The organism is Halomonas sp. 3D7M (assembly GCF_014897885.1).
In the GTDB taxonomy this organism is placed as follows: domain Bacteria; phylum Pseudomonadota; class Gammaproteobacteria; order Pseudomonadales; family Halomonadaceae; genus Vreelandella.
The window spans coordinates 8,196-18,889 of the sequence record NZ_JABUZF010000210.1; the positions used below are offsets into that span (position 1 = coordinate 8,196).

Annotated in this window: 11 protein-coding genes; 5 read left to right on the forward strand and 6 right to left on the reverse strand. The window is 49.4% G+C overall.

All coding sequences use genetic code 11. The features are described from left to right. Positions 1 to 264: 264 nt before the first annotated feature. The gene (locus tag INT22_RS11930; RefSeq protein WP_193068275.1) at positions 265 to 615 is read left to right on the forward strand and encodes a hypothetical protein; all 351 of its coding nucleotides are present in this window, start codon (positions 265 to 267) and stop codon (positions 613 to 615) included. 46 nt (positions 616 to 661) lie between these two features. Here the strand turns inward: INT22_RS11930 and INT22_RS11935 are convergent, their stop codons facing one another. Further along, positions 662 to 874: a DUF3820 family protein gene (locus tag INT22_RS11935; protein ID WP_038477229.1), complete on the reverse strand. Its 213-nt coding sequence runs from the start codon at positions 872 to 874 to the stop codon at positions 662 to 664. A gap of 40 nt (positions 875 to 914) precedes the next feature. Beyond that, complete coding sequence (locus INT22_RS11940) at positions 915 to 1,787, reverse strand: LysR substrate-binding domain-containing protein (protein WP_193068276.1); 873 nt, start codon at positions 1,785 to 1,787, stop codon at positions 915 to 917. A gap of 182 nt (positions 1,788 to 1,969) precedes the next feature. On the opposite strand from INT22_RS11940, the gene INT22_RS11945 reads away from it, so the two are divergent. Next, entirely contained in the window at positions 1,970 to 2,395 is a 426-nt protein-coding gene (locus INT22_RS11945; RefSeq protein WP_089039479.1) for a VOC family protein, read from the forward strand. 50 nt (positions 2,396 to 2,445) lie between these two features. On the opposite strand, the gene INT22_RS11950 is transcribed toward INT22_RS11945, so the two are convergent. Beyond that, a complete protein-coding gene (locus INT22_RS11950; protein ID WP_193059831.1) occupies positions 2,446 to 3,342 on the reverse strand; it encodes an AraC family transcriptional regulator in 897 nt (298 codons plus the stop codon). A gap of 194 nt (positions 3,343 to 3,536) precedes the next feature. Between INT22_RS11950 and INT22_RS11955 the strand changes: the two genes are divergently transcribed. Then, positions 3,537 to 4,598 (forward strand): NAD(P)-dependent alcohol dehydrogenase, encoded by a 1,062-nt coding sequence (locus tag INT22_RS11955; protein WP_193059832.1) that lies wholly within the window; start codon positions 3,537 to 3,539, stop codon positions 4,596 to 4,598. A gap of 74 nt (positions 4,599 to 4,672) precedes the next feature. Here INT22_RS11955 and INT22_RS11960 read toward each other — a convergent pair whose 3' ends face one another. Further along, a complete protein-coding gene (locus tag INT22_RS11960) occupies positions 4,673 to 5,440 on the reverse strand; it encodes a class I SAM-dependent methyltransferase (RefSeq protein ID WP_193068277.1) in 768 nt (255 codons plus the stop codon). Positions 5,441 to 5,607: 167 nt separating this feature from the next. On the opposite strand from INT22_RS11960, the gene nfsA reads away from it, so the two are divergent. Both nfsA and INT22_RS11970 read left to right on the forward strand, forming a co-directional pair. Next, on the forward strand, positions 5,608 to 6,339 hold the full coding sequence (gene nfsA, locus INT22_RS11965; RefSeq protein WP_193059834.1) for an oxygen-insensitive NADPH nitroreductase: 732 nt from the start codon (positions 5,608 to 5,610) through the stop codon (positions 6,337 to 6,339). 142 nt (positions 6,340 to 6,481) lie between these two features. Continuing rightward, complete coding sequence (locus INT22_RS11970; RefSeq protein WP_193068278.1) at positions 6,482 to 7,111, forward strand: hypothetical protein; 630 nt, start codon at positions 6,482 to 6,484, stop codon at positions 7,109 to 7,111. A gap of 32 nt (positions 7,112 to 7,143) precedes the next feature. Here INT22_RS11970 and INT22_RS11975 read toward each other — a convergent pair whose 3' ends face one another. Together INT22_RS11975 and INT22_RS11980 are read right to left on the reverse strand one after the other, a co-directional pair. Beyond that, on the reverse strand, positions 7,144 to 7,947 hold the full coding sequence (locus INT22_RS11975; RefSeq protein WP_193068279.1) for a PEP-CTERM/exosortase system-associated acyltransferase: 804 nt from the start codon (positions 7,945 to 7,947) through the stop codon (positions 7,144 to 7,146). A gap of 26 nt (positions 7,948 to 7,973) precedes the next feature. After that, the coding region (locus INT22_RS11980) for an EAL domain-containing protein (RefSeq protein WP_193068280.1) at positions 7,974 to 10,694 on the reverse strand (2,721 nt) is incomplete at its 5' end.

The following is a 10,694-nucleotide window of genomic DNA, read 5'->3' on the forward strand; positions in this document are numbered from 1 at the left end:
ACTGAGCCAGGCTAGTAGCGTTGGCCAAACTCCTCCTCTACGCGAACGAGCTGAGCGCTCCTTTGCCATAGTTCTTCCCTCATTATGAATACGATGTTGATTTACTTAGCATAGATTGCGCTAGGTCATCTGTCTTCGTTAGACGAGTTGGCTAAGACACCCTACTATGCTGCTGTTAGCAGTAACGCAAGTATTCGCTGTGACGCAAATGGACGTCAGTTTTTACAACTTGAGCTTTTTATAATTTGAGAGATTAAGACAAGCATGACATTAGCGACTGCATTAGCCCCCTCCTTGCGAGAGTTACTGGCGACGACCCCGAGCAGTGCTTTACCGATAACCTATCAGCAAGCGGCGAATGCGCTAGGCCTTTCGCCACCTAAGACTATTCAACGTATCGCGCAGGCACTTGAACAGCTAATGAGAGAAGACGCCGCCGCAGGAAAGCCTTTTATTGCAACGCTTGTGATTAGCCGAAGTGGCAAAGGGCTTCCAGCGGCAGGTTTTTTTGAGCTTGCCGTGGAATTAGGGCGTTTTCCTTCAGCGCCATCCCAGCAAGAAGCGTTTTACTATGCCGAACGTGAGCAAGCCATTAACGAATGGTGTCGTTCTTAGTTTTGAAAAGAAATCAGTTTTGAGGAGAAGACAGTTTTGAGAAAATTCAATTTTTGCGCAGCGGGTTGAGCAAGTCGCTTAAACCATTGTGGTCAATTTCATGCATTAAATGCAGGAGTTGACCAATTTCTCCTTTTGGAAACCCTTCCCGAGCAAACCAGTTCAAATAGGGACCAGGCAAATCGGCAATAAGCCAGCCTTCGTATTTGCCAAAGGGCATGGTACGCGTTACCAGTTTCTCAAGGTCTTCGGGGTTCATGGTCTACATCTCCTTATCAATGGCTGTTGCAGGTGGCAGTTTAGAGCTGCTGTGATGATTCAGCTAGAAGCTGGGTAAAGGCACGGGCAGGTTCGCTTAGGTGGCCAACAGCGCGATGCACTAACCCAATATCTCGATGAAACGTATGCGCTTCTAACGAGATGGCGCGAACTGTTTGGGGCCAGCGTTTTAGCGCTATCGGTTGCGGTACTAAAGCAACGCCCACGGCGTTACCCACCAGCTTCACAATGGCTTCAAGCTCGTCCAGCTCACACAGGTCGCGAACTTGGCAGTGGTTGTCCCTTAAAAAACGGTCTACTTGGCGTCCACCGAAAGAGGCGCGGTCGTAGCGAACAAAAGGGGAGTGGGTTAGCAGCTCCCGCCAGCAATCACCGGGTAGCTCGCGCGGGACAAGCAAGCGAAACGGCTCGTGGGCAAGGGGCGTCCAACGCAGATCGCTATGCAGCGAAAAAGGCGGCCGAATAATAACAGCCATATCCAGCTCGCCCGCATCTACCTGGTTCATTAAGTCCATGGAAAGACCTGGCACGATGCGGGTGCGACACTCGGAAAACTGCCGATGAAAGCGCGCTACAATATCTGGCAACACGGTACGCTGAATAGAGGCAATGGCACCAATAGTGACACGGCTACCAATCCCTTGGCCTGACGGTGAAGCGCCTAGTGTGGCGTATAACCCGAGTAGAGTTTGGGCCTGAAGCAAGGTCTCTTCGCCCCGCTGAGTAAGCACCGCCGTTCGGCCGCTGCGTTCAAATAGCGCAACGCCCAGGGCCTCTTCCAGACGCTTCATTTGAGCACTTACCGCGGCTTGGGTGAGGCCAACCTGGAGGCCTGCCGCCGCAAAAGTACCGTGCTGTGCCACGGCAACTAGCGTTTTAAGTTCTCGTATCATTTGCTGTTTCTGTCATAAGAACTGTCATAAGGACACTCATAAAAAATATTTGTGAATGAGTCAAAAAACAATTGATTTTATTTTTGCATAGCGCGATCTAGGATGGCTACACAGTGGCCGCGTAATACGGCTGACCATTGCAAATAACGCAACGAATAAATGCGCTGCAACAGGAGATAACCATGAGTCTTTCCCCTTTCCATCTCGCCATCCCTGTTTACGATGTCGCCCTAGCCAGGGCATTTTATAACGACGTTTTTGGCCTGGAAGAAGGGCGCTCTAGCGATCACTGGGTCGACTTTAATTTCTTCGGCCATCAATTGGTGATTCACGAACATCCGAAAACACCCGGCCAGCAGAGTGCTCACACTAACCCGGTCGATGGCCATAATGTACCGGTGCCGCACTTTGGCGTGATTCTAGAATGGGATGAGTGGGAAGCCTTAGCCGAGCGCTTAAAAGCGCGCAATACCGATTTCGTGATTGCGCCATACGTTCGCTTTAAAGGCGAAGTAGGGGAGCAAGCCACCATGTTCTTACTCGATCCCTGTGGTAATGCCTTGGAGTTTAAAGCGTTTAAAGATCAGGGACAGATTTTTGCCAAGTAAACCTGTCCTGAAAAATATCCAAGCGAGGTGGGGGGAAGTAGTGGGTATGGTTAAGCACGTAGGGCCTGTTCCTGGCGCCTATGCTGCAGCGGTGATGCGCCAAAGTAGCGCTTATAGTCTCTGCTAAATTGAGGCACGCTGCGATAACCGACCGCTTGTGCCGCTTGGTTCACATTGTGGCTATCTTGCAACAACAGTTGCTGCGCCTTAAGTAGGCGCAGTCTTTTTAAATACTGTGCGGGTGACGAACGTGTAATCTGCTTAAAGTGCTGGTGAAACGTCGATATGCTCATATTGGCCTGCTGGGCTAACTGGTCGACGGTAAAGTCCTCAGCAAAATGGGCATGCAACTGCGATAGTACCTGCACAATACGTGAATAGTGACCGTGGCCTTTAACCAGTGCGCGTAAGGCGCGGCCTTGCTCGCCTTTTAACGCTTCAAACACCACCTCTCGTATCCTAGCTTCGCCCATGGCAATGCACTCGACTTCGTCGTGTAATGCATTTGCCAAGCGCAACACCGCGGCTTGCATGCCGTCATTCATCGCCACTGACGCCATCGGCTTAGGAGCCAGGTGTGAATGGCTCATATCGCCCATAGCGGTGACCATCTCACTCAGTAACGCTGGGTCTAGCTTCACCGATATACCTAGCAAAGGTGCCTCCGGCGAGCCGTGAGTTTCACACTCAAAGGGTAGCGGCAGGGTTTGTACGAGATAGTGGCCAGGATTGTAATGAATCTCACGATCGCCTAAATAGCCTATTTTACGACCTTGGGCGATGATGATAAGACTAGGTTCATACATCAACGGGGTTCGTTCTTGACGCCGCCCAAGGCACAGTAGCCCCACTCTGGGCAACCGAGACACGCTTAGCCCATCCCTCGTTACTAGCGGTGAGATCAAATCAGCGAGTGCGTTGCCGACGAGTTCGGTGTTGGCCACCATAGAAACTCCTAATCTGAGTGCATATTAGAGCTAAACGACAATTATGATGTTTTTTTGAGGTTTTTTGTTATTTTGTTGCGTTCTGATGGAGGAATGAGCAAAAAATACGTAGCTTCGTTCATCGCTATCTGGTGCTTAGCAGCGAATAATGGGAACACTTTCTCGTTTTGCAGAATACTTGTTAAGGAGTTTCCATGAGCCAAGCAAAATCTTATGCTGCCTTTTCTGCTGATAAACCACTCGCGCCATTCACCTTTGATCGACGTGAGCCCCGTCCAGATGATGTTGCCATTGAAATTCTTTACTGTGGTGTTTGTCACAGTGACCTACACTTTGCCCGAGATGACTGGGGCATGAGTCAATACCCTGTGGTACCTGGCCATGAGATTGTCGGCCGTGTAACCGCTGTTGGTGATGAGGTGACACGTTTTAAGGCGGGTGATTTAGTCGGCGTAGGTTGCATGGTCGACTCTTGCCGCACATGTTCTGCTTGTAAAGATGGCGTGGAGCAATACTGCCTGGAAGGGTTTACGATGACCTACGGCAGCCCTGACCGCCAAGACGGCACGCTAACCCAAGGCGGCTATTCAGATGCCATCGTGGTGAGTGAGCATTTTGTGCTGCAAATGCCAGAGGGTATTGATCTAGCCTCCGCGGCACCTATTCTCTGTGCGGGAATTACGACGTATTCACCGCTCAAACATCATGGCGTTGGTAAAGGTCACAAAGTAGGCGTGATAGGCATGGGCGGCCTCGGTCATATGGGCGTGAAATTGGCCAAAGCACTGGGTGCGGAAGTCACCGTCTTTACTCGCTCGGATGCCAAGGTAGCAGAAGCAAAGCGCAATGGTGCGGATCACGTAGTGGTATCCAGTGACCAGGCGCAAATGGAGGCTGTCGCAGAAACGTTCGATTTCATGCTGGATACCGTTCCTGTTCAGCACGACCTAAACCCCTACCTTACTTCTCTGAAATATAACGGCACGCATATTATTGTCGGCCTGTTAGAACCGATTGAGCCTGCTATTGAAGCATTCAATTTGGTGTTTAAGCGTCGCGTGGTAGCTGGTTCGCTGATTGGTGGTATCGCTGAAACGGAAGAGCTGCTCAAGCTTTGTGCAGAGCAGAACATCACTTGCGATATTGAGATGCTGGATATTAACAACATCAATGAGGGCTTTGAGCGTATGGAGAAAGGTGACGTGCGCTATCGCTTTGTGATTGATATGGCAACGCTGAAAGATACTGCTGCGTAGCGAGTTGTCATCAATAACCCCACCGTTGACTAACGGTGGGGTTTTCGCGTGAGAACCTCTGGGCGTCGAGGCTATCACACGTGGGCAGAGACCCGCAGTCTGACGTAGTCGGCGGTCCAGTTGCCTTGCCCATCACTTAGACTGTGAGAGAGCAGGTTAATCGTATTATCAATAATGGCTACCTGCAGGTCTTCCTCTAATCCGTGCAAAAACGGGCTTGCAAAGGTTTCGAGCCAGCCAGCAATACCCGTGGGTAGTGGTGTGGGGCGAGGGATTAGCTCGATAGAATCGACATGAAAGCCCGCCGTTTGAAGTAGGTTTGTGTACTCTTCCGGGGTGGGAAAGTACCAAGGATGACGGCCACGTGAGCTAATGCCGCGAAACTGCAGCGAGGCAATAAGCGCCGTACAAATGGCGGCCACGTTGCCATGCCCCCCAAACTCTGCAACAAAACGCCCGCCGGGTTTTAGTGCGCGTTTTACGCCGGCCAATACCGTTTGCGGGTCCAGCATCCAGTGCAACGCTGCGTTGCTGAAGACCGCATCAAATTCTTGGTCAAAGGGTAACTGGTGCCCATCGACAACCCTAGCGGTGACCCCGCGCTGTTGGGCGGCGGCGACCATCTCTGCGGAGGCATCGACACCCAGCACATCGGCACCTAATTGCATAATACGCTCGGTGAGCGCGCCATCACCACAGCCAAGGTCCAGGATGCGCTGTCCAGGCTGTGGCGCTAAAAGTTTCATTACATCGCTTCCCAACGTGGGAACAAAATTGGCGTGTTCCGCGTAGTGGCTGGCGTTCCATTCCTGCCCTTGCGGTGTCAGAGGGGTGTTAGACATTATCGGCTTCCTAGCGGCGTTATTTATCTTAGGGGGACCCAATGGCTTGATTTAGTATAGCTTGCTATCAATAGCATGCGTTAAGCCTGAATTCAGGAGTAAACGCATGGAACCAGGGCACTCTAGTTGTCATATCCGTTATATCAAGTATTAAGAGGCGAGACGAAATGAATGATGTTATCAAACTGCTTCAATCCCACCGCTCTATCCGCAAATTTACCGATCAGAAGATTTCGCGTGGGCTGCTGTTAGAGCTCATCAAAGCGGGCCAGGCCGCAGCGACATCAAGCCATGTGCAGGCCTACACCATTATTAATGTCACCGACTCAGCGAATCGCGAGAAAATCGCGGAATACGCCGGTGGCCAAGGCTATGTCGCCAGTAGCGCGGTTTTTTTAGTATTTTGTGCGGATATGAAGCGCCCGACAGAGGCGTCTGAACGGACAGGTGCCAACGTTGAACGAGGTATGACAGAGCAGCTATTGGTCGCCACCGTTGATACTGCTCTAGTGGCACAAAACGTTGCAGTGGCCGCCGAGTCTGAAGGGCTTGGCATTTGTTATATCGGAGGTATCCGCAATAATCCTCAGGCGATCAGCGAGCTTTTGCACTTGCCTGACCATGTTTATCCGGTGTTTGGTATGTGCCTTGGTTATCCGGCCCATGACCCTGAGGTTAAGCCGCGTCTACCGGTAGAGGCTATTCTCAAGGAAGATACTTACCGTGAAGATACTGAGCAAGTCGAGGCGTTTGACAGCACTATGCAGGCATACTACCAAACACGCAGCACGGGTAACAAAACGACTGACTGGTCGCATAATCTAACGCCGCTCTTCGATTCAAAACTGCGTCCTCACATGCGTGACTTTTTAGCGAAGCGTGGCTTTGAAATGAAGTAACCAACGAGCGGAGCATGAAGCAGCTCATCACCGTGGGGTAAGGCGTTTAAAAGAGCAGGTTTCTTGCGCTGCACGATAATCGCGTTCATCTATACTGGTTGCATGCCAAAAGCAGTGCCGATAACAATAAAAGGAGCTATTGATGAATCTTCAGCGCGCTTATTACCTGCTAGCAGCTTTTTACAGCCTGTTTCCACTTATCGGGCTAATGGCCATTTTCTCAGGCGGGGGAACACCGTTTGCTGTGGCTCACCTCGTGTTGGGAGTGCTCGCCGTGATAGGGCTGTGGGGCTACGTACTCAAACGTGGGTTTATGAATCCCCGTATGTGGCAGCCCTTAGCCATGGTGCTGGCAGTCATGGCAGTAGGTCAGATGCTGGTGATCTTCATCCTTCCCGTTTCCAGCATTGCACTTACCTGGATGCTAACAAGCAGTATCTTCTCCGTAATGCTGGTCATCGTGCTGTTTCACTATGGAAAACGTGATCAGCCACTATGGGCAACGCCTGTAGAGGCAGATGCTGCAAAGCAGCTTGCAAAAATGCTTGATAGCGCTTCGCCTTTATCTGCTGTTCATTACGAAGGTGAACAAGAAAATAGCGTTAACGTTACTAAGGTAGGCAGTCAATATCATGCCAAAGTGACGCGGCGTGGCAAAAACGGGCAAGAGACATTTGAACGCCACTTTCAGTATCCTGAAACACTGGTATTTTTTCTAGAAAAATTCGCCAGCATTTCAGTTCATGATTTTCGGCAAACGGCGCTTTCTTAAATCGTTGAACGAGCCGGGTTTTAAAAAATGCGTTAAGAGATAAATGTGTGAGCGATCTGAGGCTTTAATGTTTTTACGATATATTCGTATAACGGGATCAGACGCTCGCTCATCTCTTGTTTCGCCACATGATAGTCGATGTAGTAAGCATGGCGAGTACCATGATACACAATCGGCTCACTAACTTTGGTGAACTTAAAACCTGATATCGCCAATAAACGGGGAAGGCGAGGTTCCATCATTGCAAAAACATGTCGGCGATTAGTTAAGCCAACGATAGAGTAGGTGCATAAGAAAAGACCCAGGGCGACGAGTGAGAATGTCTTTGCCTCATCTTGTGAAAATAAAACGACTTCATTACCTGCTACTTCTTCTGGGGTGCTAGATTTTCGTGTTCTGAAATTTTTAGAAATGGCTAATCGTGATACTTCACACGTTTCAAGGGGCGGTAGCTTAAACGGCGTTAATGTAGGGTGGTTTAGTAACTGCTCCCCTTGGTTTTGAACAGGTAAATGATCAGGAGGGTTAGTGTTACCGGAAAAGGGCATGACTAATCTTACGCACCCTGCAAGAATGCCACTACGTTTGTGTTCTATCAGGCAATGAACCGAGTAATTATCGTACTCGTCGGACTCGTACAAACGCGCCTCATCCTCATGCATCTCATAGTTGAACTCTTTTAAAAAAACATCATGCCGTAGGCGAAAGGCGCGCCGTTTTTGGTCGTCGGTGTTAGCAATAAAAAAATGATATTCGTCGATAAATTTGTCAATCATCCCCTTATGATTACTTTTATCGTCAAACTCACTCTCTTGGGTGGTTTTCCCTGCTAGCATCTGTTGCTTCCTTCTGAGTGCGGCACTTACCAAAGTCGAATTTTTTCAGGTTTCCCTAGATGATAGCCCTGTCCATACTGAATGCCATACGAAAGAAGAACAGGTATCAGTGCTTCTTGATCTACAAATTCAGCAATAGTCTGTTTACCGAAACCTCTTGCTATATCGGCAATCGCTTTGACAAGCGTGTGGCTATCCGTATCGATAAGTAAGCTGCGAATAAAAGAGCCATCAATTTTAATATAGTCCACCGGGAGCTGACTAAGATAGTGAAAACTGCTAAATCCAATTCCAAAGTCATCGAGTGCTGTTCGGCAGCCTAAATCCCTTAAGGCTTGCAATACGTTGCGCGCTGTTGAGAAATCCGTAATAGCCGCCGTCTCTGTTACTTCTAAAATGAGATGATGGGGGTCAGCACCACTGGTTTTTAATTGATCTGCCAGAAACTGTTTTAAACCTAAATCATGTAAAGACTGGCCGGATAAATTTACAGCCAATGACAAGCCCTCTTTTTGTAGCGTTGCCAGTGCTGCTAGGCTATGGCGCAGCACCCAACGGTCAACTTGAACAATTAAACCGCTTTGTTCAGCAACCGGTATAAATTGTCCCGGAGCGACTAAGCTACCATCGCCATTGCGCATACGTAGCAATACTTCGTAATGCTTAATATCGCGGTCCTTCAGCCGCACAATGGGCTGCGCCCACAGTTCAAATTCGTCGTTTTCTAGTGCCTTGTGCAGTCGCTCTACCCAATAGACGCGTTCTTGAAGCTCATCTTTAGCATTTTCCGCTTGCTTGAGAAGGTACCAATGCTGGTTGCCACTCTCTTTTGCTTTGTACATGGCCATATCGGCGCTAGCTAACAGGTCAGCCGGTGTCTGCCCATTAACAGGGAATAGCGCGATACCGATGCTGGCGGAAACATGATGCTTTCTTTCTGTGGCTGAAAAGCTAAGGCCGTCCAGTAACTGAGCAATATACTCAGCCACGTTAATTGCTTGTTCACTGCTAATATCTTCCAGCAGCAGGGCAAATTCATCACCACCTAGGCGGGCAATAATGCTTCGCTGACTGAGATTTAAAAAAAGCGTATCAGCAACTTCGCGTAAAAGACGGTCGCCTACATGATGGCCACTGAGCTCATTGATCTCTTTAAACTGGTCTAGGTCTAGTAGCAAAACAGCGCCTTTGGCTTGATTAGCGATAGTGCGCTGCAAGGCATCTTGGAAATAGCGACGATTATAGAGTTCCGTTAATGGATCGTGTTCCGCCAGCCATGTTAAACGTGCCTCAGCAGCTTTACGTTCGGTGATGTCTAGCCCAACGGATATCTTAGAGGCATCGTGATTGTTACTGTTGGCCAAAGAAGCGTGGTACCAAACGACAGTAAAAGAGCGTCTATCCTGAGTTTGAAATGTCTTTTCTTCCTGGCTGGAAACACTGAGGTGAGTCACGGTGCTGCCATTAGCATTACTTTCGCTGTCGGCTTCATCCACATTGTTGCTAGGCAATCCCAAGTGAGCACTTTGATCAAAGATGTCAGAGAAATGGCGCCCAATGATATCGGCGTCTTTTAGCCCTAATCTTTCTAGCGTGTAGCCATTAATCAGTTGGATACGCCCAGTGCTATTTTGAACAACAATAAAGACCTGTGCAGTGTCGAGTAGGCTATTAACAAAATCACGCTCTTTGGCTAGCTCATCGACGCGTTCGGCTAGCTGTCCGCTATGTTCTTGGACACTCTGTTCCAGTGCTTCTAGCTGGTGGGAAAGCTCACGGGTTGAATCTTCCAGCCGATCAATTTCATTAGAAAAATGCCGCCGAGGCAATGGTAGTTTATCTCTTACAAGACGAAACTCACCGTTTGCCAGCGCAGGCAATAGGCCCGCGACTCGCCGTAGCCGATCCATTGGACCCAATAGGATAATCAACAGTAATAGCTCGGCAGCTAACCAGCCAACTAAGCCCACCACAAGTAGTGTCTTCGTTGCTGTACGAATAGCGGCGATCTGAGCAGTGATATCTGAAATAAGTAGGAAATACCCAGTGCTGCGCCAGTCGGCGTCTTCCTCCATATATACGGCACTTAATTCAAAATACCGGTTCATGTATTCAAGGCTGAAAGGCATGTGAACCAGTTGATTCAGAAAGACGTCTTGAGAGGCGCGTTGAAGTACAGAGAGTGTCTGGTCACGGTTTGTAAGCGCTAGAATATGGCCGTTCCAATCTTCCAGTAGAAGCGCCTCGGTGGGGAGGGAGCCAGTAATGCGCCCTGTCACCATCAGTGCTATTTCGCTATTAGAGACTTCTTTCGCTTGTCGCGTAACATCGGCAAGTGAGCGCGATAATACGACCATGCCGATGCTAGCGCCTTCCATAAGAACAGGAACCGCAGCAAACTGCTGGCATGTTATGGCGCAACGTAGTGTGGTAATGGGTGACTCTGTGGTTAGTACACTACTTATCCAGCCTTGAATGGGCAGATCAATCAGCGGGTCGTTGGCACCTGAGTAACCCACTCTTGCCCCTTGGGTATTAAAAACAAAGATTTCATCAATCCCCGCTTCTAATTGCAGAGAAGGCCACTGTGCTCTGAGCACATCAGCTAGCTCGTCCTGGTTATTCTCTTGTAGCGCGCTTCCAAGTTCCGGCGCCGCAGCGGTTAAGCCCGCCAACTGGCGTAAGTTATCCGATGAGCGTTGCATCGCTAAGCTTATCTCGCGCGTAAGCGTCCATTCCGCGACGTT

Excerpts from the sequence above, each read along its gene's own strand:
- INT22_RS11950 (WP_193059831.1), bottom strand. The coding sequence starts at position 3,342 with ATGGTGGCCAACACCGAACTCGTCGGCAACGCACTCGCTGATTTGATC.
- INT22_RS11940 (WP_193068276.1), bottom strand. The coding sequence starts at position 1,787 with ATGATACGAGAACTTAAAACGCTAGTTGCCGTGGCACAGCACGGTACT.
- INT22_RS11955 (WP_193059832.1), top strand. The coding sequence starts at position 3,537 with ATGAGCCAAGCAAAATCTTATGCTGCCTTTTCTGCTGATAAACCACTC.
- INT22_RS11960 (WP_193068277.1), bottom strand. The coding sequence starts at position 5,440 with ATGTCTAACACCCCTCTGACACCGCAAGGGCAGGAATGGAACGCCAGC.
- nfsA (WP_193059834.1), top strand. The coding sequence starts at position 5,608 with ATGAATGATGTTATCAAACTGCTTCAATCCCACCGCTCTATCCGCAAA.
- INT22_RS11970 (WP_193068278.1), top strand. The coding sequence starts at position 6,482 with ATGAATCTTCAGCGCGCTTATTACCTGCTAGCAGCTTTTTACAGCCTG.
- INT22_RS11935 (WP_038477229.1), bottom strand. The coding sequence starts at position 874 with ATGAACCCCGAAGACCTTGAGAAACTGGTAACGCGTACCATGCCCTTT.
- INT22_RS11975 (WP_193068279.1), bottom strand. The coding sequence starts at position 7,947 with ATGCTAGCAGGGAAAACCACCCAAGAGAGTGAGTTTGACGATAAAAGT.
- INT22_RS11945 (WP_089039479.1), top strand. The coding sequence starts at position 1,970 with ATGAGTCTTTCCCCTTTCCATCTCGCCATCCCTGTTTACGATGTCGCC.
- INT22_RS11930 (WP_193068275.1), top strand. The coding sequence starts at position 265 with ATGACATTAGCGACTGCATTAGCCCCCTCCTTGCGAGAGTTACTGGCG.